The sequence below is a fragment of the Planctomycetota bacterium genome, assembly GCA_039182125.1.
Lineage (GTDB): Bacteria > Planctomycetota > Phycisphaerae > Tepidisphaerales > Tepidisphaeraceae > JBCDCH01.
This window is the reverse complement of the sequence record JBCDCH010000036.1, coordinates 18,555-40,138: the sequence shown is the minus strand read 5'-3', so window position 1 is coordinate 40,138 and position 21,584 is coordinate 18,555. Positions and strand designations below refer to the sequence as shown.

The following is a 21,584-nucleotide window of genomic DNA, read 5'->3' as shown; positions in this document are numbered from 1 at the left end:
GGTTTGGCCGAAACCGGAAATTCAGCGCCCACGACCTTGGGGTGGTTAACCTACTCCGTCTTACACCCCACCGACAAAACCCCGCGGGGGGGGGTTCAACCCAACGCCCGCCGCCTTTGTTTCACCCATCAATGCCCACGACTTCAGCCGTGGGTCCCCTCAAGCCCGCACGTCAATCGTCTTCCCCAACCCCGTCGCGGCCGCATTCAGCCCGTCGGTCGCGGCGTTGAGCAGCTTGATCGCCGTGTCGCCGGTTTGCTTCTGCACGTCGAGAACTTTCCGCGCCGCGGCGAACTGAACCTTCGCCATCACGTCGACCCGATTGAGATTGAGCATGCCGCTGGCAATGTCCATGTGAGAGATATCGGATACCCACGAGAGCTATGGAAGAAAAATTCGAAGAATCGGCTTGCACGGTGTTAGGGCTTTAGTTTACCGTTCGGGGAACACCGGCCAAACGTGGTCGGTGCGGCGGAAAGGATGCCGCGATGCCCCAACTCAACGCCTTGTCGAACTTCACCAAACGCCGCCGACGCAGGCCTCGCAAACCGATGGCGGTCGACGCACCGCTGTTCGCCCCGGAGGTGATCGCCGCCGAGCGGTTACGAAGACAAGCGCGGGTCGAGTTGGACATTCATCGCCGGGCGGCCGTCGGGCCGGGGGTACTCGACGAGCCGCCGACGGTGCTTGAGCCGGCCGAGGTGACCGCACTTCTCACCGGGCTCCACGACCAACTCGCCGCCGAATCTGACCCTCAACAGCCAAACCCATGAACCTCACCCCGCGCCAGCTCGACGTTCTCTCGGCGATCCGCAACTACCGCCACATCCACGGCTACGCCCCGACCATGCAGGAGCTCGCCGACCAACTCGGTACCTCCAAGGTCACCATCTTCGAGCACGTCGGTGCCCTCGAACGCAAGGGCATTCTTTCCCGCGACAAGCACAAAGCCCGCTCGCTGGAGATCTGCACCGACGAAAAGCTCCCTGACGAGAATCGCCCGACCAAGTTGCCGCTGCTGGGCAACATCGCGGCCGGCTCGCCGATCGAGGCCGTCGAAAACCGCGAGGAGCTCGATCTCGAGCAGCTCTTCTCCAGTCGCCAGGGCGTTTTCGTGCTTCGCGTTCGCGGCGACTCGATGATCGAGGACCACCTCTGCGACGGCGACTACGTCGTGATCGAACGCCGCGAGACCGCCCGCAACGGCGAGCAGGTCGTCGCGCTGCTGACCAGCGGCGAGGCCACGCTCAAGCGGTTCTACAAGGAGCCCGGCGGCAAGGTCCGACTCCAACCCGCCAACAGCACCATGGAGCCCCGCATCGTCCCCGCTGACGATTGTCGCATTCAGGGCGTCGTGATTGGCGTCTTGCGGAGTTACTGATGGGGCTCATCGCCGATCGCGTCGCCGCCGCCAACGACGGTGCCAACCCGACCGTTCTCGCCCGGATGTCCACCGGCTGGGCGGTGCTGGGCGATGAACAGAACTTCCCCGGTTGGTGCCTGCTCTTGCCCGACCCCGTGGTGCCGACGCTGAACGATCTCGCCGAGCCGACCCGCACGGCGTTTCTTGCTGACATGGTCCGACTTGGCGATGCGGTGTTGGAGGTGACCGGAGCACTGCGGATCAACTACGCGATCTTCGGCAACCTTGAACCAGAGCTTCACGCCCACGTCGTTCCGCGGCATGCTAGCGAGCCCGATGCCTACCGCACCAAACCGCCGTTCTCAAACCCCGAGGAACGCCCGTTCGATGCCGACCGTGACCGCCCATTGATCGAAGCGATCCGTACGGCTCTGCGGCCGTGAACTTACCAGAGTTTCCACCACGGCTTGGCCGGTTTGGAACTCCCGGCGACGCAACTCGGACGCTGGGGATCGACGATCGGCAGCACTTTCGCCTCTTCCAGCCGGTCGAGCAATGCGTCGAGTCCGTGGTCGAGTTTGTACTGCATCTCGTCGGCGTGAAGCAGTAGCAGTTGGTAGAGATGAACCGTTCGGTCGCCGACCTGCACGGTGCCGAAGCCATCGCCACCAACGAACAGGGGCGGCAGGCAGACCGACCCAATGAGTGCGGTGCTCTCGTGCAACGGTTCGGGCGGATCGCCGTTGGGCACGGTGTGGCCCGCGCCAAGCCAGGTTTCGTACTCGTGCGGAAGACGGGCCATGAACTTCAGCCATTTCAGCGGCCAGTACGCCGCTTCCTGCTCGTCCTCCGGCACGTCCACGCCCGCCCCGAACTTGTCCATGGGCCAGTCCGCCGGCAGGGCGACGGCCAACTCTGCGAACTCCATGTTCTCCACGCCCTCCGGCGTCTGCATCGGTCGCTCCGCCATGCCGGTCGTCACGACGTACCAAAATGGCCGCTCGTCGTTCGGCGGGAACATGTGCAAGTCCAGATGCACCAGGTCCGAGACAATCTCGTGGAACACGCCGTTCGACTCGCCCAAGTAGTCAGTCAGGTGTTTCTCGACGGCTTCGATGAGCATGTGATCGCCCACCGCGAGTTCGAAGTCCCGCTGACGCGGCTCGTGGCGGTAGACCGTGGATCCGTCCGGGTTTTTCTCCGGCGGCAGGATGTCTTCGAGCGGCTGCTTTCGTGGCGTCGGCTCATCGGAGTTTGGGTCGATGGGCTCGTCGTTCATGCCAGGCAGGCTAACGCATTGGCACCGATTTCGCGGCAAGAACGCCATGAACGTGACTGACCGAGCCAAGGAAACGTGGCAGGACGCCAAGATCAAGGCCGCCGATGCCGGGCAAGCCGCTCGCGATTTCAACCGTAAGTGGAAGTTGAGCGAGCGGTACGCCGACGTGGTCGATCGGCTCAAGCATGCCGAGTACAAGGCGGCTAGCGTCGCCAGCGGTGAGTTTCGCAGGCGGTTCGAGATGTCCATGGCTTACCACGCCGCGCATCCCGACCAGATTGAGCAACGCCTACGCGAACTCGACGAAGAGTGGTCGGCCGAGGACGTCTTCCAAGCCACGTTGCTCGGCGTGGGTGCCCTTGGTGCGTTGATGAGCAAGACCAGGGGCCGGTTGTGGGGCGCGTTGCCGTTGGCGGTCGGGTTTATGCAGTTCAAGGGGATCGGGCATCAGAAGCCGCCGGGGCTCGCTTTCTTCCGCCGGGCAGGATTTCGCACCAATGACGAAATTAAACAGGAGAAGTACGCCCTGAAGGCTCTCCGTGGGGATTTTGCCGAGTTGGAGCAGCAGGGCGGCGGTGCCGATCACGTCGCGAAGACGGATACGCCCGACGAAGATCGTGATTGATCCTCGCCGCAAACGATTTGCACTTTCCCTTGTGCATGTCACGGCCGGGCATACCCTATCCGTGCCATGCACTGTCCCTTTTGTGACGCGGAGAAAGACCGGCTGAAGGTGATCGACTCCCGCACTTGCGAGAACGGCCGTGCGATCCGTCGCCGCCGGCAGTGCGTGCAATGCTCCAAGCGGTTCACGACCTACGAGCGGATCGACGAGGCCCCGAAACTGTCCGTCGTGAAGAACGGCGGTGACAAGCAGCCTTGGGATCGCCGGAAGATCATCGCCGGGATCGAGCGTGCCGCCTTCAAACTCGACATCGCCCCTTCCGAGTTCGACCGCATCGCCGATGAAGTCGAGGACGAAGCCCTGCGAAATTTCGAGCGCGAAGTGCCGACCGAGTTCATCGGCAACCGCGTCGGCGACAAGCTCGGCCGGATCAGCAAGGTTGCTTACGTCCGCTTCGCCAGCGTGTACAAGAAGTTCCAGACGGCCGAGGAGTTCATCGACGAAACGCGCGCCGTGATCGACGCCCCGGACCTCGACGACGATCCCGACCAGACGCACCTTTTTAGCGAGGGACGGGCCAATCCGCGAAAGGCGAAGACCGCCGATGCGGGCGACGATTCGGCCCCGGCGGTGGATCGTCGGCGAACCCGCCGGGCCCGTCGTACGTCCAAGCCGGCATGACCTATTCCGTTCGTTCGCCCTCTGCGTCCCCTGTCGGCGTCGGATTTCGCTACGCTATCGGTTTGACCCTTTCGACAATGCCCGCCATCAGACTGATTTCATTCGTTGTGTTGGTTGCCGCGACCATGCTCGGTTGTACGCGGACGGTCCAGCCGGACACGCCCAATGAACGCTATCCCCGGCTGCCCCTGCGTGAGGTGCCCGAATCCTTGCAGGGGATCGTTTACCAGCAGGTCGATCTCCGTAACACCGGTGCCCTGCAGGTCAGCGGTTACGGCCTCGTGGTGAACCTCGAAGGCACCGGCGATTCGACCGCGCCCATCGCCGTCCGCGAGTACATCGAAAAGGAGATTATCCGTCGTGGCTTCGGATCGCGGAACGGCCCGTACGCCGGCGTGTCGCCGGCCCGTATCCTCTCCGACCGCCGCGTGGCCATCGTGCGTGTCGACGGCTTCATCCCGCCGGGTGCCCAGAAGGGCCAACGCTTTGACATTCAGGTTTCGGCGCTGCCGGGCAACCAGACCACCAGCCTCGTCGGCGGCACGCTCTATCAGTCGACCCTTCGCCAGGCCGAGCGCGTGACGCAGTTCAACCCTGGCGAGCAGGTCAACGTCCTCGCCTCGGCACAGGGAGACATCTTCGTCAATCCCGAGTACGCCGCCGAAGGTGCGGACGACACCCGCAACAGTCGCAAGACCGCGGCGTTGCGGACCGGCGTCATTCTCAACGGCGGTATCGTCCAGCAGCCCCGGGCGCTCGTGTTGCAGGTCCGCCAACCCAGCCGACGGACGGCACGCTTCATCGAGCAACGAATCGATCGTCATTTCCAGGACACGTCCATCGCGTCGGCGCAGGATGAAGGCCGGGTTTTCCTCAACGTGCCGGAGAAGTACAGCGATGACTGGGCGCACTTCGCGGGCATTGTGCTGCACCTGTTCCCGACGACCAACGAGACCTTCGCCGCCGCCAAGGCGCTCGAACTCGCCGAAGCCGCCGAGCAGCCCAACGCGCCGCTCGCGAACATCTCCTACGCATGGGAAGCGCTCGGCCCGGCCGCGATACCCGCGATGCAGCCGCTGCTCAACGGCGACAACGCTGACGTGCAATACGCCGCCGCTCGCGCCGCGGCATTCCTTGGCGATCGCTACAGCCAACAGGTCTTGCTGCGCATGGGAGCCGACTCGTCTCACCCGTACCAGCTGCCCGCCGTCGAGACGCTCGGCAAGCTCCCCGAAACCCCCGAGACGAAGTTGCTGCTCAAAGAGCTGCTCGACGCGGAGAGTGCCCTGGTTCGCATCGCGGCGTACGAAGCGCTGGCCAAGTACGACGACCCGATCATCTTCCGTCAGAACATCGAAGGGAAGTTCCTGCTCGACATCGTGCAGACCGACGGCCCGCCGGTGATCTATGCGACGCGTCGCGGTGAGCCGCGCATCGCCGTGCTCGGTCGGCCGAGCAAGCTGCGTAGCCCGGTGATCTTCGGATCGCTCGGTAACACGTTCACGATCAGCACCGACGGCGCCGACGCCTCGCGTGTACGGATGTTCCAGCGCAGCGGTCCGGGCGGTCGGCCGGTGAGCGTTTCGAGCAGCATTGACATGCCGATCATCGTCGCGCGTCTGGGCGGCAAATCCGTGCCCGGCGAGCCGCGTTTCGAGTTCGATTACGGTCAGGTCGTCGCGCTGGTGAACGACATGGCCGACAAGGGCGACATCGTCGACACGGCCGGCCGGCAGGTCGCCTTCCGCCTCCAGGAACTACCCGGCCTCGAATCATTGATCCAGAACGCCGAGTCCATTCCGTCGGCTCGAGACGAAGGGGTGGAGATCCCCGAGATTCCCGACGGTCGCGCGCTGCGACCGACCGATAATGAACTTGGACAGCCGATGCCCGAGGTCGGCCCCGCTCCGGAGTTGTCGGTTGATGTCGTGCCCGTCGAGCAGTTGCCGGTCGAGGACATCGACCCGCAGGAGTTGCCGCCCGAGTTTCAGCTCGGCGGCACCAAGTGACACGTTCGGCCGAGCCGATCGTCGCACCCTGTTATGTGAATCGTCATGGAGGACACCCGCCGATGACCCAACGCAATCACGAAGCCGTCCGTCTCGAACTGGCCAACGCATCGCCGCGTTTGCGCTTGGCCAAGCTCATCGTTCAGGGCTTCAAGAGCTTCGCCGATCGCATCGAGTTCGAGTTCGATCAGCCGATCACCGGCGTCGTCGGGCCCAACGGTTGTGGTAAGTCCAACGTCGTCGACGCCGTCAAGTGGGTCCTCGGCGAGCAGTCCGCCAAGAGCCTGCGTGGCGGGGCGATGATGGACGTGATTTTCAACGGCAGTGCCGACCGCAAGCCGGCCAGCTTCGCCGAAGTCACGCTCGTCTTCGACAACCCACTTAATGCGGACGATCCCGACGGCAAGCGTTTCCTCCATGTCGACACCGAGCAGACGTCGGTCACGCGCATTCTCTTCCGCGACGGTACCAGCAAGTACAAGATCAACGGCAAGAACGCCCGGCTCAAGGACACTCGTGATCTCTTCCTCGACACCGGCGTCGGCGTTGATGCGTACAGCGTGATCGAGCAGGGCCGCGTCGCGCAGATGCTCGACGCCAACCCCGCCGAGCGTCGGTTGATCTTCGAGGAAGCCGCCGGCATCTCGCGGTTCAAGCAGCGCAAGAAAGAAGCCACCCGCAAGCTCGAGAAGGTCGACGCCAACCTCCTGCGCCTTCACGACATTACTGAGGAAGTCGAGAAGCAGCTACGCAGCGTCAAGATGCAGGCCGGCAAAGCTCGCAACTACAAGGAACTCACCGCCCGGCTTGCCGAGCTTCGTCTGGCCCATGCGCTCAACGAGTACGCCGGCCACGTCGAGAAGCTCGAGGCGTTTGCAAAGAAGCGCGAGGAAGCGACTTTCCGTCGGGATGACTTGGCTGGTGGCCTGCGCACCGCCGAGCAACAGCGTGATGCGAAGCGCCAGGAAGCCGAGGAGCTTTCCGCCGCTCGGCAGAAGACCGAGCACGAAAAAGTCCAGCAACAGGCCAAGCTCGACCGTGCCCGCCAGGCGCAGCGGTTTGCCGAGAACCAACTTGCCGAACTCGATCGCCAGGCCCAGACGATCGCCGACGACCTCGCCGCCGCATCGACCAAGCGCGAGAAGAATGCGGCGGACTTGCAGACATCGGAGTTGGAACTGACCGAGGTCGGCCGCCTGCTCGCCGAACGTCGCGCCGAGATCGACGGCAAGTCCGACGCCCACCGCGCGGCACAGAATCGTCAGAACGAGCTCGACCGCCAGATCGCCGAGGACCGTGCCGCGATCAACTCGCTGACCGGCGACATCAACCGGGCCGAGAATCGCCTGAGCAACATCGAAGTCGAACGGCGTAACCACGAAGCCCAACGCGAGCGTTTGGAAGCACGCCGCGGCGTCGTCGAGGCCGAGCTTGCCGAAGCCGAAGCCGCCGCCGAAGCGATCCGCGTTGAGCTCGAAGCCGTCGAAGCCGAACATGCAGAGCAGCAGGCGCAAGCCGAGGCCGTCCGTGCCCAATCCGCCCAACTTGGCGAGCAGATCGGCGAACTCTCGGCCGAGATCGCACGTCACCGTGAACATCGCTCCGGCCTCGCCTCACGCCGCAAGGTGCTCGACGACCTCGAAGCGCACCACGAGGGCGTGTCCGAGGCGGTGCAGTCGGTCCTCGAACGGCGTGAATCGGACTTCCCGTTCATCCGTGGCCTCGTCGCCGACATTCTGCGTGTCGATGTCGAGCACGCGTTGCCGATCGAGGCGGCGTTGTTCGGCCGGGATCAATGGCTGATCGCCTCCGACGCTGCGGCTGCCGCGGAGCATGCCGAAGCCTTCGCCCAACTGCCCGGCCGCGTCAACGTGATTCGGCCCAACGGTTGGACGCCTCCGGCCGAGGTCGATTGGTCGGCCTTCCCGCAGCGCGTTCGATTGGCGTTGGATCTGGTACGTGTCGAGCCGGACGATCGCCGTATCGCCGAGCGACTTCTCGGGACGACCGCCGTGGTCAGGACCGTCGCCGAAGCGCTCGCGTTGCACGACAACGGCCCGAACGGCTGGCGGTATGTCACCGCGCAGGGCGAAGTGCTCGAAGCCGATGGCACACTCCGCGTCGGCCCGATGAACGCGTCGGCCGGCCTGATCTCGCGTCGCTCCGAGCTCGACGCGCTCGCCAACCAGATCGCCGACGCCGACCGCCACATCGACGAACTCGTCGGTCGGCTCGAGCGCGACAACGCCGAAGCCAAACAGCTCGAAGGCGAACTCGCCACGCTCCGGCAAGCGAGCTACGAAACCAACGGCCGCAAGGTCGAACTCACGAGCAAACGATCCCGGACGGGCGACCAGATCACCGCGCTGCAGAGCGAACAGCCGGTTTTGGCCGGCGAACTGGAAAAGATCACCGCGTCTGCGACACAACTCGACACCGACGAGCAAACCCAGTCGGCCTTACGGGACAAGCTCATCGCCGATCGTGACACACGGCTGGCCAACGTCGAAGGCCGTGGCACGGATCTCGCCGCGGCCGGCGCGGAAGTCGCCGAACTTGCCGAGATGCTCACCGCCGCGCGGGTCGCGTTGAGCCAGGTCCAGCAACGCCAGCTCGCCGCGCGTGAAGCGACCGAGCGGATGAAGGGCATCGATCGCGAGTTGGCCGCCCAGGTTGAACGGTTGCAGAAGTCGCAGTCGACGGCGGGCGAACGGCGCACGGCCGCCGAGGCTGAACTTGCCGAAGCGACCAAGCACCAGTCCGAAGCCGACGCGATCATCGGCGGCCTCGCCGCCCGTGTCACCGAACTCGGCGAACAACTCACCGCCGCCCGCGAAGCCGTCGAGACGCACGAGCACGGCGCGATGGACCTGCGTGAACGGCTCGCCGATGTCGATCAGCAGTTGCGCGACCTGGAGCTCAAGCAGAACGACCGCAACGTACGTCTCGAATCGCTCGTGCAGCGGACCGCCGAGGAAGCTGAAATCGATCTTCCGGTGGAGTATGAACGCCGCGAGGCTGACGAGGACGACGACACCGATTGGGCCGCGATCGCCGCGGAGATCAAGGATCTGCGCGGCCGGGTCGCGCGGTTGGGCAACGTCAATCTCGACGCGATCGAAGACCAAGAGAACCTCGAAGCTCGCGCCGCCGAGTTGGCCGAGCAGGTCGCCGATCTCGAAGAAGGCAAGGCCGCGCTCGTCGAACTCATCGCCGAACTCAACACCGAATCGGGCAAGCGATTCGAGCAGACGTTCGAGATCGTGCGCGAGGAGTTCCAGGGGATGTTCCGCAAGCTCTTCGGCGGTGGCAAGGCCGACCTGTTTCTCGAGACCGAGCTCGAAGACAAGAAGGCCGTCCGCCCCGACGGCGACCCGACGACCGGGCCGATCATGAAGCGCGTCGATCCCCTCGACGCCGGCATCGAGATTATTGCCCGTCCGCCCGGCAAGCAGCCCGCGTCCATCTCGCAGCTCTCGGGTGGCGAAAAGACCATGACGTGCATCGCGCTGCTCATGGCGATTTTCAAGAGCAAGCCGTCGCCGTTCTGCATCCTCGACGAGGTCGACGCCGCGCTCGACGAGGCGAACAACGTCCGCTTCAACGGCATCATCGAGGCGTTTCTCGACCGTTCGCAGTTCATCGTTATCACCCACAGCAAGCGCACGATGCAGATCGCCGACGTGCTCTATGGCGTGACGATGCAGCAGAAGGGCGTCAGCAAGAAGGTCGCTGTCAAGTTCGATCAGGTCGGCAACGAAGGTGAGATCGCCAAGGAAGCCGCGTTGGCGTAGCCGACTGCTCACATGCTGCTCACGTTCCACGGGTATGGTCAAGCCCATGCTAGTTACGCTGTTTTTGTCGTTGCTCGTCTCCATGCCGCCGGCCCCTGAGACAGTGGACCGGATCGCGTTCGGCTCGTGTGCCCGAGAAGACCGGCCGATGCCGATCTGGGATGCGGTGGCGGCGGCGGAGCCGGATCTCTTAATCATGCTCGGCGACAACGTCTACGCCGACACCGACGATCTCGACGAGTTCCGCGCGAAGTACGCACAACTGGAAAGCCATCCGGTCTTCGCGGAGCTACGCCGCAAGGTGCCGCTGCTCGCGACATGGGACGACCACGACTACGGCCGAAACGACGCGGGCAAGGAGTGGCACCTTCGGGCCGAGGCGCAACAGATCGCGCTCGACTGGCAGGGCGTCTCAGAGACCGACCCGCGGCGGGAACGCGAGGGGATCTATCACGCCGAGACTTTCGGTGAGCCCGGCCAGCGCTTGCAGGTGATCCTGCTCGACACCCGCTACTTCCGCGATCCGATCAAGACCGAGCGGATCAACGACCGTCGCCATTACGTTCCCGGCCCCGGCGAGATGCTCGGCGATGCCCAATGGGCTTGGCTCGAAGCGCGGCTTGCGGAGCCGGCGGACCTGCGAGTCGTGTGCAGCAGCATTCAGGTGCTCGCCGAGGAGCATCGCTTCGAGAAGTGGGCGAACTTTCCCGAGCAGCGCGAGCGGTTGATGAAGATGCTCACGGAAGCAGGAAATGTTGTCGTCATCAGCGGCGACCGTCACCACGGAGAGATCAGCACGGTGAGCGGTCTGCGCGACATCACCAGCAGTGCGCTCAACCAAAACCGTCGATCGCCGGTGAACGAACCGAATGTCCATCGCGTCGGCGAGCCGATCGGTGAGGCGAACTTTGGGCTTTTGGAAATCGACTGGCAAGCCGGCACGGTAACCGCGACGTTGCGCCGTGTGGATGGCGAGATCGCCGTGTCGGACACCTGGTCGATCAGTCGGCCAGCGCCAACCCGATGATCGCCCCGACGACGCAGCCGCCGGCGGCGAAGACGAGGGATCCGGTCGCGAGCGCCGTGAAAAAACCGGCCGCCAGCCCGAAAATGAACATGCACGGCACATAGTCCGCTTCGGTGTTAACCTCCTGCGTTTGTGACGGTTGCGTTCGGTTGTTCCAAAGGGCTGCGAACATTTTGCCACTCCTGGTACGCGCTGGACTCGCTGACATATAGACACCGAATCGGCCAACGCGTTGGAAGGGCGACAGCGAAACGCAGGAGTGTGCAACGTCCGATTTTACTCGCGACGGAGGGCTTCGATCGGGTTGAGCCGGGCGGCCTGGATGGCCGGGTACAGGCCCGCGAGCAACCCGGTGAGCCCGCTGACGCTGAAGCTGAGCACGACCGACCACAGTGTCACGGCGGTCGGTTGCGAGCCGTCGAAGAACCTTGCGACGATCCACGGCAGTGCCAGCGCCCCGCCCACGCCGACCGCGATGCCGAGCAGTCCGCCGATCGCGCTGATCATCACCGTTTCGATCAGAAACTGGAGCGTGATGTGCTTCTGCTTGGCACCGAGCGCCCGGCGGATGCCGATCTCCTTGGTGCGTTCGGTGACGCTGGCGAGCATGATGTTCATGATGCCGATGCCGCCGACGACCAGCGAGATGCCGGCGATCGAGCCCATGATGAAATTGAACTTGCGTTCTTCCTGCTCGGCCGCTCGGAGAAGCTGGATGGGTGCCTTGACTTGCAAATCGAGACGATCCGGTAGGCCGAGCGCGTGGGCGGTCATCGAACTGGTCGGTTCGACGTATTCGATGCCCTCGGTCTGTAGCCAGACCTCATGGCGGGCGACCTGCTCCATCTTCAACGCGCCTTGGTCACGCCAGTTGAGCTGCGGCCCGTAGGTCTGGTCGGCGAGCGAGAGCGGGAAGTAGATGTCGCGGTCGATCTCACGGTCGATGATGTTCGACGCCTCGGCACCGGCTCGCAGTCCCGTCGGCTCGAGCACGCCGACGACGGTCAGCACGAGCGTTCCCACGCCCGTCACGCCCACCTGCACCGTCTGATCGATCGGATCGGAGAATGGAAAGAGCTGTTTGGCCGCGTCGGCCCCGAGGACACAGACCCGCGCGTTCTCCTCGTACTGGCTCCAGTCGAACGCCGACCCGCGTTGCAGTTGCAGGCTGACGACGTCGAAGATGTCAGGCGTGGTGGCGATCGTGTTGACCCGCATCACCTGATCGTTCTTGAGCACGCCTTGCTTGACGTCGCGCAGCGGCACGATCGCCTTGATGTTCGGCATGGTTTCGAGCAAGTCGATATCGTCCTGCGTGATGCCATAGATCGGCACACGCTGGCTGCTGCCGGCGTCGGTGGACTCGGGCGGGCGGGTCGAGCGGACGAGGATGTTGGTCGCGCCGAGCTGCTCCATCTGCTCACGGGCGGCTTGCTTCGCTCCCTGTCCGATGGCGACCATGATGATGACCGCCATGACGCCGCAGATGATGCCAAGCGCCGTCAGGAGCGAACGGAGCTTGTGCAGGGCCAGATTTTTCAGGCCGACGCGGACGTTTTCGGTGACGAAGTTGAGCATGGAAACAATCGGCCCGGTGTGCGATGCTAGCGCCGTGGCCGAACCAACACTTTTTGAAAAGATCATTGCCGGCGACATTCCCGCCGACCTGATTCATGAGGACGAGCATTGCGTCGCGTTCGCCGACATCGCGCCGCAGGCACCGGTGCATTTGCTGGTGGTTCCGCGAAAGGTGATCCCGACGCTCAATGATCTGTCGCCCGAGGATGCTGGGCTTGTCGGGCACCTGTTCCTCGTCGCCAAGCAGTTGATGGCCGAGCGGGGCGAGGCGGATTTCCGCACCGTGTTCAACTGCGGCTCGGTAGCGGGGCAGACGGTGTTTCATCTCCATCTGCATGTACTCGCCGGCCGGCCGTTCGACTGGCCGCCGGGGTAACGCGATCTGCTTCACGGCGAACAGCAAACCCAGGCAGGTACAAAAAGAAGACACCGCCCGTGAGGGTCGGTGTCTTCCGGAGGGGAGAAAATGCGCCGTGGGTGGGGTGCGCAGTCCCCGATGTTTCGATTTGCCTATCTGCCTGCCGCCCGAGCCATTTTCTCTATCTTGCCTGTCTTATCTTAGCTTCGCAAATAGGCTCGTCAAAGTCTTATGCATCAAAACACATTTCAATCCGTCCAATCCTCACAAGCGGTCAACCCCGCCTGTCTCCGCCAGGCTGCGTGACTATCTCCCTGACACTACATACATCGACCCCCCCGGTTGTTTCAGGACAGTCCTTATTGCAATTTTTCGCGGGAAATTATCGACCCCGAACCCTGTCGCACGCTAGATCGGGTTCACCACTGTGTTTAGCGGCAGAGCGTGTGAAGCCCGTCCAAGGCGGCACGGAGGGTTTCGAGCGTCGGCTCCGGGTCGCAACGCCGTGGCGGGGCCGGGATGAAATCGCCGACGGCCAGCCGACAACGGTGGGGCGTGAGATACGCCTTGAGCATGTTCGTCTTGCGATGAATGTGGCTCCGCATCGGCCCATCCACCCAGACCGGAAGCATTGGCACGCCTGACCGTGCCGCCAGCACGACGGCACCCGGCTGCAGCGGTCGAAGTTCGCGCCGCTCCTGCAAGCGACCCTCAGGAAAAATGCCCACGACTCGGCCCGCTTTGAGCGCTCCCAGTGCGGCACGGATCGCGCTGCTGTCATTGATCTCCTTGTCGACGCGGATCGCTTCCACGCGTCTCAGGAACGGACGCAGCCACGCCACGTCGTAGTACTCCGCCGTCATCATCCACACGATCGGCCGGGGGACCGCGCTTTGCACCAGCGCGGGGTCGAGCCCGCTGATGTGGTTGGGCGTGACGAGGAACGGCCCGTCGGGTAGCCGAGGTGCCGGGCGAACCACTCGGCTGCGATGCCAGAACCGCGTGAAGAAGCGGTTGAGCCCCATCATCACGCGCACGTCCACCCGTGTATCGAACGGCCCGGACCAGTCGCGTGCCGGCTGGGTCATGCGGGCACCTCGTGGAATAAGTGGGCGGAGATGCCGTCACGGTCGAGCGTTTCGATGTCGACCGCGTTGTCGACGCTAAAAGGCCCGGCGGCCGTGCGGCGTAGCGCGGTGAGGTACCCGCCGACGTTGAGCACGGTACCCAGGTCCCGGGCGAGTGAACGAACGTAAAATCCGCGTCCGGTGTCCATTTCCAGCACGAGATCGGGCCAGTCGTACCGCACGAGTTCGAGCCGATCACAGCGAACGGTCTTCGGCTCGATCTCCACGGTTTCGCCTGAGCGGGCCGCGGCATAGGCGCGTCGACCGCCAACTTTCACGGCACTGAACTGCGGCGGTGTTTGCTCGAAGGTGCCGGTGAACCGAGTCAATACGCCATGAATGTCCTGCAAGGTCGGCGGCATCGCGTCGGGCCAGGGGGTCGGCTCGCCTTCGGCGTCGTCGGTCGGTGTCGTCGCGCCGAGGCGGACCGTCGTTCGGTAAGTCTTGGGCAGGCCCATCATCCGTTCGCATTGCTTGGTCGCCTTGCCGAGCAGGAGCACCAACACACCCGTCGCGGCGGGGTCGAGCGTGCCGGCGTGGCCGACCTTGTAGCGCTTGGCCGCACCGGCCGATCGTGCGATGCCCTTGACCCGTGCGACGATCCGCGCCGACGAAACGCCCAGCGGCTTGTCGATCACCAGCACACCCGCGTCGGGTACGTCGGCGGTTGCGGCGCTCCCATCGACCGGTCGTGTTGGTTGCGATGAATCGTCCGCCACGGTAAACACCATATGCGCCAACCGCGGTCTTCCACGACCTCATCCATGATTGCGACGACGACATTTGTAACCGACAGCGCCTGTGTCGGGGGAACACGTTGCCATGGCCTGGACGCAAGACAGCATTCTTCGAGCGCTGCGCAAACTCAAGGCTGCGGGCGTCGACCTCAGCTACAACCGGCTCGCCGAGTCGCACCAGTCGTTGGTCAGTGCGGCCGCGTATCACTTTGGCAGCTACCGCCGTGCGATCGAGGCGACGGGCACGCGTTACACGGAGATCGCCCGCCGGCCCAAGTGGACCAAGGCCAACGTCGTCGAACTCATCCGTGAGGCCCACGAGCGCGGCGAGGATTTGCACTGGTCGGCGGTGATCGAGCGGGGCGACGAACTCGGCAGGGCGGCGTTCGCGTCGTTGCAGCCGCGCCTGTTCGGTAAGTGGGACCGCGCTCTCGCCGCGGCCGGGCTCGACGCGGAAGTCGTGTCGCGCTACCGCCGTTGGGACAAGGCCACCATCATCGCCGAACTCAAGCAGGCCGAGACGAACGGTGCTCCGCTCAACAGCGGCTCGGTCCAGCGGGACGACCCCGGCCTCCACGCGGCGTCGGTCCGCTACTTCGGCAGCTTCCAGAGGGCACTCGAAAGTGCCGGCATCGATGGGACCAAGCACCGCCAGCGCCGCCGATGGACGCAGGACGAGGTGTTGGCGGAACTCAAGGCGTTGCATGACGGCGGCGCGCATCTGAGTGACTCGGTCGTTCGCAAGAGCAACGCCGCACTCTACGGCGCCGCCGTTCGCCTGTTCGGCACCTTCACCAAGGCCCGCGACAAGGCCCGCATTAAGCTCAAGCGTTGACGTTCAGCATCCGCAAGTGCGTGCCGAAGATTGGTACCTCGAACGGCTCACCGATTTGTTCGAAGCCGGCGCGGCGATAGACGTTGGCCGCCGCGATACGGGCGTTGCACCAGACCCGGCCGGGCGCGTCGGCGAGCAAGGTACGGACCAGCGTGCCACCGATGCCGCGTCCACGATGGACTGGGTCCGTTGCCATGCCGCGCAGCTGCCGGTCGGCCGGTTCGTCGTGCTCGGGAAAAGGCGCGACCAGCGCCGACACGCAGCCAACGACCGCGCCGTCGATGAGCGCCGCGTAATGCGTCGCCAGCTCATCGCCCGTGAAATACGTCGTCTCGATCGGCATGCCGGCACGCAGCACCTTGTGCCGCAGGGCGCGGATGCGTTCGACGTCGACGGTCTCGATTCGCATGGTCAAAACCCGGTGCGTTTGAACTGTCGTTCGAGGTCGGTGAGAGATAGGCGGAGTGTCGTCGGGCGACCGTGTGGGCAGTTGCTGGATCTGGAGACGAGGTCGCGGCGGGCCAGCAGGGCGGTGATCTCCTCCGGCGTCAGCGGGTCGCCGGCCTTCACCGCGGCCTTGCAACTCATCATGTCCAGCACTTCGTGCAGGACCGTTTCGTCGTCGGCCTTTTCCAACTCCGACTCGTCCCGTTGCAGTAACTGTTGGAGAAAGTCGACCGGGTCGAGCTTGTGCAGAAACGACGGGAAGGAACGCACCGCGACCGCGTCGGGGCCGAACGCCTCGGCGTCGATTCCGAGCCGGAGCAACATGGGCCGAAGCGTCTCGAGTACTTCCAGCTGCCGCCCGTCGGCATCGAACGTCAACGGCATCAGCAGATGCTGACTCTCGAGATTACCACGGCGGATCCGCTGGAGAAGGTCTTCGAAAATGATCCGCTCGTGCAACGCGTGCTGATCGATGATGACCATGCCGTCGTCGGTTTGCGTGACGAGATAACTGTTGTGCAACTGGATCGCGCCGCGGATCGGAAGTGCGGGGTCAACTTCTTCGCGCGATTCACCGTTGCTAGACCCGTCGCCCTGCGACGGCGGCACGGCAGGCGGCGCAGCCACTTCGGTCGTCTCAACCGGCTGGACATTCTCCAAACGCGTCTGTTGCTGTAAGTCTTGCTTGAAGAACGCGGCCAACGTTTCGCGGACATTTTCCCGTGGCGGCTCCGGCTCCTCGACTTTCGGCTTGAGCTTGGGGGCAAGGTTCGCTCCGAGCAAAGCCTGCTTCACGCTGCTCATCACCAAGGCATGGACGCGGTTGCTCTCGCGGAAGCGGACCTCCAACTTCTGCGGATGCACGTTGACATCCACGGCTCCCGGCGGCAAGTTGAGCATGAGCACGGCCGCCGGATGTCGTCCCGGTTCGCACAAGCCTCGAAATGCTTCGCGGAGCGCATGGATCATGTGCCGGTCCTTCACCGGTCGCCCGGCGACGAACAGATACTGGTACCGCATGTGCGGCGCGGCCAGTTCGGGCAGGCCGACGATACCGTGCAGGTGGTAGTCCTGATCACGCCGGTCGACGGCGAGGTGTTGATCGCGGAACTCTTTCGGCCAGCCCGCGAGTAGTCGGTCGACGCCGGGCGGCAAGTCGTGCGCGACCTTGCCGTCACGACTGTAGCGGAAGCCCACCGACGGGTTGGCCAGCGCGAGTTTGAGCACGGTCTCGGTGACGTACGAACTCTCGGTGCCGGTCGCCTTGAGGAACTTTCGGCGGGCCGGGACGTTGAAGAAAAGATCGCGAACCTCGACGGTGGTACCGACGTTGCCGGCGGCGGGGGTGGGGCCGGTCACTTCGCCGCCGGTGTTGTCCATCCCGAACGCCGCGTCGCCGTCGTTGGTGCGCGTCACGATCCGGCACCGGCTCACGCTGCCGATGCTCGCCAGCGCTTCGCCCCGGAAGCCCATCGTGCGGATGCTCAGCAGGTCGGCGTCGTCGGTGAGCTTGCTCGTCGCGTGCGGTGCGAAGGCGAGTGGCAACTGATCCGGCGCGATCCCGCGTCCGTCATCGACGATGCGGATGAGCTTTCGGCCGCCTTCCTCGATGTCGATCGTGATCTGCGTGGCACCGGCGTCGATGGCGTTTTCGATGAGTTCTTTCACGACCGACGCCGGCCGTTCGACCACCTCGCCGGCGGCGATGCGGTTAATCAGGGCTTGGGGAAGTTGTCGGATGACCGGCCGACCGTCCATGCGATGAGTCTAGCGCGAGTCCCGTGCATCGCCGACGAGCAGCTTCTTGGTCTGGTCGCCGATCTCGGCGAACGCAGCCGGCACAGGCTCGAAGTTGGATACGGTGCCTTGGATGCGGAAGCTCTGGAGATTCGCCGCGCTTTGGATCGCGGTGAGGAGTTGGTCGGCGTTGTTGACGAAAGGCAGGTCGATGTCGCCCAGCGGTGAGGCCAACGCGACGATGTAACCGTCGATGGGCGGGTCGTCGGTGAAGAGCACGTTGTCGATGCTCAGTGCGCCGCGAACCTGGATCGGAGTGACGCGGATGTTGATGTCCTTGGCCCGGATGTTGCCGCGGAAGAAGTCAAAGCCAATGGTGCCCTCACCGTTGCCGCGCGAGTCGTCTCTGGCATCGAAACCGATGGTTCGGGCTTTGGGCCCGTAGATGCCGAGTTCGGTGAGGTTGAGCCGCCCGCTACCGCCGAAGACGTCGATGGCACTGGCCATGCTGGCGTCATCGACCGGGGTGCCGGCCAGTTCGGCCGCGCGGCGTCGGTTGACCTCGTCGACCGCGCGGGTGATGTCGAGCAGGTCGCCGCCGAAGTTCATCTTGCCGTTCACGAGCCCGGCGGCGCCGATGCCGTCGGGGTTCACGAGGCCGACGAGTTGCTTGAGATCCAGCGGTGCGGCCGCGTCTGGCGTCTGGCTGTCGCTGCCGATATCGATGGTGACCAGCGACTGCAACACGAGTTGCTCCGAGCCGTCGCTGTCGGTGACCATCTTGCGCGTGACTCGGGCGAAGGTATCGACCGTTCCCTCGGCGAATCGGGCGATGGCGTAGCGGGTGACGAACTTGTTGAACTGAAACGCGGACCGGCCGGCTTCGTCGGTGAAGGCGAGGTCCGCGAATGCCCGCACGTCAAGCCCGCCGATGGACATGCCCATGAACTGGCCGTCTTCGACGTCGACGTCGATGTCGAGTTGCAGCGGTGCGAGTGGGCGCTTCACGTCGGCGGGCCGAAGGTTGACGTCGATGTCCCAGATGCCCGACACTTGATCGAGCGCCGTTTCGCCGGCGAAGTCCGTCAACAGCGGGCTCAGATCAAGGTCGTCGCCGATGAGCCGGAACGTTGACGCGGCCGGCTCGTCGAAAGGAAATCTGGCTTCGCCGGTCAACTCACCGGCGGTCGCCATGGCGATACGCAGGTCGTTGATGTTGAACGCCCGGTCGCGCGCCTCGGCGGCAACGGAGATCTCGACCATGTCCGTGACCTGTGCGATCGTGACGTCGGCGTCGAGGTTGATCATGCCGTCCACCGACGGCAAGAGCTTGTCGGGCTCGAAGGTGATGACCAACTCGTTCGCATCGAAGTCGTTGACGACGACATCCAACGCATCGCTCAGGGCGGGCAGGTCGATGTAGTAGTCATCGACATCGACATTGGCGGTGATGCGTTGTAGGTCGTTGAGGGAGACGAACGCATTGGCGATGACGTTGCCGCGCCTGGGTTGGCCGCCGAGTTCACGGGTGCTGGTGACGGTGATGTTGGTGGCGGAGAGGTCGAAGCCACGCAACCGAATGTCGCCGGTGATCGACTCGCCGACGACCAAGGGGCCGGCGATGATCTTCGGATCCGTGCCTTCGGGAAGCACCGCAAAACTACCGTCGACGCGGAGGGCATCGGCGGTGAGTGTTTCAGCGGCGAGCGCCAAGTCGGCATTGGCGAGTCGGCCAGACAGCGGCGGCAGGTTGGCGATGCGACCGACCTGGGCAAGTTCAATGTCACGAACGGCAAGCGTGCCGCGGATCGGTTCGGTCGCATCGAGGGGTGCCATGACGTCCAACGCCGCGGTTCCGCCCAGGCCCCGCACGTTCTGCGTTTGAACGACGATGCGTTTGGCGTTGAGCGATCCGGTGATGTCGCCGCCGATGTCGTCGATCGCCTGGCTGGCGACGGCGAGGTTCATCGCGTCGAGCTTGCCGTCGAACTCGATGAACCAGCGTTCGGGATCAGGGTCGCCCGCGAGATTGAAGTTGCCACGAATGTTGCCGTCGACGATGGTGCTGCTGGCCCCGACCTCGCCGTTGTCCGAGACCGTCAACGCGAGTTGCAAAGGCAACACTGACGCGAGGTTTTCGGCAAGGTCGCCGGTGGCTGTGTCGGTGAGTTCCGCATCGGCGGCACCGCCGGGAGTGAACTTGCCCGAGCCGGAAACGACCAACCCGCCGCCGGTGCCGTAGAGCTGATCGATGATCACGGTCAGGCCATTGCTCTGGTCCCTTGGCAACTCCCCCCACACGTTGACCAATCCGGCGAGCGTGACCTGATTGTTCGACTCCGGCAGACGTGGCAAGGTCAGCGCCAAGTCCGCGATCTCGCCGTAGAACCACCAAATGCGTTCGTCCGCCGAAAGTGTCAAGCCGCCCTCGGCCCGGAGCAAATCGACGTCGTCGGTTCGTACCTCTTTCAGAAGCACTTGCGTGAGTTCGTCCAAGAACGCCGTCGATGCATTGGCGACAAGGATCGGCAGGTCGATCCGTTGCCCGCCGCGGACAACGTGGGCTTCATCAACGCTTGCCCTCCAATCGAGTTCACGAAAACTTTCACCGGACCCGTTGACGTCGACTCGCGCGGCGAAAGGGCCGGCCACGGAGTTGCCGCCGAAATCCCCGGTCAGCTCGATCGACAGTCCGTCGGTGTTCGATCGGCGCACGTCGAGGTTGGCGTTGCCGCTGACGGTGTTGCCGGCGTAGGTCAGTTCGGTGAGCTTGAGGTCGGCGTTGCCGACGAGGTTGGCGACGTCGATCGCGGCTTCACGGATGGCGGCGGTGCCGCCGAGCAGTTCGGCCCGACCGTCCGTCAGCCGGGCGGTCTTGCCGTCGAAGTTGAGTGTGCCGGACGTGATGATGACTGTGCCGACCTGGGGCACGTTGTCGATGACGATCTCGACGACGTCGGCCTGGAACAGCGGGCCGCCGCGGGAGCCTGCCTTGGCCAGTACGTCCCCGCGGATGGTCACGCCGTTCTGGATGTCGATAGCAATCTTCTCGAGGCGAAGCTGGCCGTCGATGCCGTCGGCGAGGTTGCCGACCCAGTTGAGTTGAACACCCGTTCCGGGCAGCGGGATGATCGGGTCGATGAGTGCCGCCGCGTTGGGCAGTTCGACGTAAACGACGTGATCGAACCGGCCGGCCGGCACGAGTTCCCCGGTGATCGAACGCGGCAGCGGCGCCCCGTCCATCCCCGTTGTTTCTGGCAGCGACACCTTGAACGTCCAGTGCAACGGTTTGTCGCTTTCGGCGAAGACGGAAATCGGCGCGATCGTTTGCCGCCGGCCTTTGTTGTCCATCGCTCGAAGCGTGATGTCGCGGAGATCGACCTTGGGCAACGGCAGGGACAATGGCAAGGCCAAGCCTTGTGATTCGGGTTGCGCCGTTGGTTTGGCAAGGGTGCGCTGGACCTGCTCGGCGATGCGCTGGAGGTTCCAGGTGCCGTCGTCATACTGGCGGGCATCGACGGTGATGCCCTCGATGTCGACGAGATTGACGTTGGGCTTGCCTGCCAGGAACTGGACGGCAACCAGCGGCAGCGGGGGGAGCTTGGCGCTGATTTCTTCGACCCGCGCGAACGGTTCGGGAGTGATGTCGGCCGGACGCGGCGCGCCGGCCTGGACCGGGACGGCGGTCTCGGGAAGCGTGAGTTCGACCTCTCGAACTTTGACGTCGCCGAGCAGTGAGATCTCCACCGCGCCGACCGACGTGTCCAAGCCTGTCTGCGCCCGGATCGTGCTCACGGCAATGTCACGGGGCAGCCCCGACCAAAGCACAAGCTGGACCGCCACCAGCAACACGCTGACGATCACCAGCAACAGCACCATCACGACAGCGAGACGACGGAGGTACCGTTTCCACCACCGGTCGATCCGCTTGCGGGAGGCTCTGGGCTTGGCCGTCTTTGCAGGCTTGTTCTTCGCCATGACGCGCTC

Annotated in this window: 19 protein-coding genes; 10 read left to right on the top strand and 9 right to left on the bottom strand. The window is 64.3% G+C overall.

Annotation, left to right across the window (positions count from 1 at the left end; all coding sequences use genetic code 11):
- Nucleotides 1–159 precede the first annotated feature (159 nt).
- The gene (locus tag AAGD32_10840) at nucleotides 160–354 is read right to left on the bottom strand and encodes a hypothetical protein (protein MEM8874741.1); all 195 of its coding nucleotides are present in this window, start codon (nucleotides 352–354) and stop codon (nucleotides 160–162) included.
- Between the two features lie 134 nt (nucleotides 355–488).
- On the opposite strand from AAGD32_10840, the gene AAGD32_10835 reads away from it, so the two are divergent.
- The 3 genes from AAGD32_10835 to AAGD32_10825 are packed head-to-tail and all read left to right on the top strand — an operon-like array spanning nucleotide 489 to nucleotide 1,806.
- Nucleotides 489–773, top strand: coding sequence for a hypothetical protein (locus tag AAGD32_10835; protein MEM8874740.1), 285 nt, complete (start codon nucleotides 489–491; stop codon nucleotides 771–773).
- Complete coding sequence (gene lexA, locus AAGD32_10830) at nucleotides 770–1,381, top strand: transcriptional repressor LexA (GenBank protein ID MEM8874739.1); 612 nt, start codon at nucleotides 770–772, stop codon at nucleotides 1,379–1,381. The genes AAGD32_10835 and lexA overlap by 4 nt, the downstream gene beginning before the upstream one ends.
- A complete protein-coding gene (locus AAGD32_10825; protein ID MEM8874738.1) occupies nucleotides 1,381–1,806 on the top strand; it encodes a hypothetical protein in 426 nt (141 codons plus the stop codon). Before lexA ends, AAGD32_10825 begins: the two co-directional genes overlap by 1 nt.
- Before the next feature lie 2 nt (nucleotides 1,807–1,808).
- On the opposite strand, the gene AAGD32_10820 is transcribed toward AAGD32_10825, so the two are convergent.
- Complete coding sequence (locus tag AAGD32_10820; GenBank protein ID MEM8874737.1) at nucleotides 1,809–2,642, bottom strand: suppressor of fused domain protein; 834 nt, start codon at nucleotides 2,640–2,642, stop codon at nucleotides 1,809–1,811.
- 46 nt (nucleotides 2,643–2,688) lie between these two features.
- Between AAGD32_10820 and AAGD32_10815 the strand changes: the two genes are divergently transcribed.
- From AAGD32_10815 to AAGD32_10795, 5 genes are all read left to right on the top strand, one after another.
- Entirely contained in the window at nucleotides 2,689–3,267 is a 579-nt protein-coding gene (locus tag AAGD32_10815; GenBank protein MEM8874736.1) for a hypothetical protein, read from the top strand.
- Between the two features lie 66 nt (nucleotides 3,268–3,333).
- Nucleotides 3,334–3,948 carry a transcriptional regulator NrdR gene (gene nrdR / locus AAGD32_10810; protein MEM8874735.1) on the top strand — a complete coding sequence of 205 codons (615 nt, stop codon included), beginning with the start codon at nucleotides 3,334–3,336 and terminating at the stop codon, nucleotides 3,946–3,948.
- 77 nt (nucleotides 3,949–4,025) lie between these two features.
- Nucleotides 4,026–5,957 (top strand): flagellar basal body P-ring protein FlgI, encoded by a 1,932-nt coding sequence (locus AAGD32_10805; GenBank protein MEM8874734.1) that lies wholly within the window; start codon nucleotides 4,026–4,028, stop codon nucleotides 5,955–5,957.
- A gap of 62 nt (nucleotides 5,958–6,019) precedes the next feature.
- Nucleotides 6,020–9,751, top strand: a complete 3,732-nt coding sequence (gene smc / locus AAGD32_10800) for a chromosome segregation protein SMC (GenBank protein ID MEM8874733.1) — start codon at nucleotides 6,020–6,022, stop codon at nucleotides 9,749–9,751.
- 46 nt (nucleotides 9,752–9,797) lie between these two features.
- Entirely contained in the window at nucleotides 9,798–10,778 is a 981-nt protein-coding gene (locus AAGD32_10795; GenBank protein MEM8874732.1) for an alkaline phosphatase D family protein, read from the top strand.
- On the opposite strand, the gene AAGD32_10790 is transcribed toward AAGD32_10795, so the two are convergent.
- Together AAGD32_10790 and AAGD32_10785 are read right to left on the bottom strand one after the other, a co-directional pair.
- Nucleotides 10,753–10,950 (bottom strand): hypothetical protein, encoded by a 198-nt coding sequence (locus AAGD32_10790; protein ID MEM8874731.1) that lies wholly within the window; start codon nucleotides 10,948–10,950, stop codon nucleotides 10,753–10,755. The two genes, AAGD32_10795 and AAGD32_10790, sit on opposite strands and share 26 nt — an antisense overlap.
- A 104-nt stretch (nucleotides 10,951–11,054) precedes the next feature.
- A complete protein-coding gene (locus AAGD32_10785) occupies nucleotides 11,055–12,356 on the bottom strand; it encodes an ABC transporter permease (protein MEM8874730.1) in 1,302 nt (433 codons plus the stop codon).
- Nucleotides 12,357–12,390: 34 nt separating this feature from the next.
- Here AAGD32_10785 and AAGD32_10780 point away from each other — a divergent pair, with 34 nt between their 5' ends.
- Nucleotides 12,391–12,732: a histidine triad nucleotide-binding protein gene (locus AAGD32_10780; GenBank protein MEM8874729.1), complete on the top strand. Its 342-nt coding sequence runs from the start codon at nucleotides 12,391–12,393 to the stop codon at nucleotides 12,730–12,732.
- Between the two features lie 413 nt (nucleotides 12,733–13,145).
- On the opposite strand, the gene AAGD32_10775 is transcribed toward AAGD32_10780, so the two are convergent.
- Together AAGD32_10775 and truB are read right to left on the bottom strand one after the other, a co-directional pair.
- Nucleotides 13,146–13,802 carry a lysophospholipid acyltransferase family protein gene (locus tag AAGD32_10775; GenBank protein MEM8874728.1) on the bottom strand — a complete coding sequence of 219 codons (657 nt, stop codon included), beginning with the start codon at nucleotides 13,800–13,802 and terminating at the stop codon, nucleotides 13,146–13,148.
- A complete protein-coding gene (gene truB, locus AAGD32_10770) occupies nucleotides 13,799–14,560 on the bottom strand; it encodes a tRNA pseudouridine(55) synthase TruB (protein ID MEM8874727.1) in 762 nt (253 codons plus the stop codon). The genes AAGD32_10775 and truB overlap by 4 nt, the downstream gene beginning before the upstream one ends.
- A 103-nt stretch (nucleotides 14,561–14,663) precedes the next feature.
- Between truB and AAGD32_10765 the strand changes: the two genes are divergently transcribed.
- Nucleotides 14,664–15,413, top strand: a complete 750-nt coding sequence (locus AAGD32_10765) for a hypothetical protein (GenBank protein ID MEM8874726.1) — start codon at nucleotides 14,664–14,666, stop codon at nucleotides 15,411–15,413.
- On the opposite strand, the gene AAGD32_10760 is transcribed toward AAGD32_10765, so the two are convergent.
- From AAGD32_10760 to AAGD32_10750, 3 genes are read right to left on the bottom strand one after another with little or no spacing between them, the layout of a single operon-like run.
- On the bottom strand, nucleotides 15,403–15,822 hold the full coding sequence (locus AAGD32_10760) for a GNAT family N-acetyltransferase (protein ID MEM8874725.1): 420 nt from the start codon (nucleotides 15,820–15,822) through the stop codon (nucleotides 15,403–15,405). The genes AAGD32_10765 and AAGD32_10760 overlap by 11 nt on opposite strands.
- Before the next feature lie 2 nt (nucleotides 15,823–15,824).
- On the bottom strand, nucleotides 15,825–17,618 hold the full coding sequence (mutL, locus tag AAGD32_10755) for a DNA mismatch repair endonuclease MutL (protein MEM8874724.1): 1,794 nt from the start codon (nucleotides 17,616–17,618) through the stop codon (nucleotides 15,825–15,827).
- Between the two features lie 9 nt (nucleotides 17,619–17,627).
- Nucleotides 17,628–21,575: a hypothetical protein gene (locus AAGD32_10750; protein MEM8874723.1), complete on the bottom strand. Its 3,948-nt coding sequence runs from the start codon at nucleotides 21,573–21,575 to the stop codon at nucleotides 17,628–17,630.
- Nucleotides 21,576–21,584 lie beyond the last annotated feature (9 nt).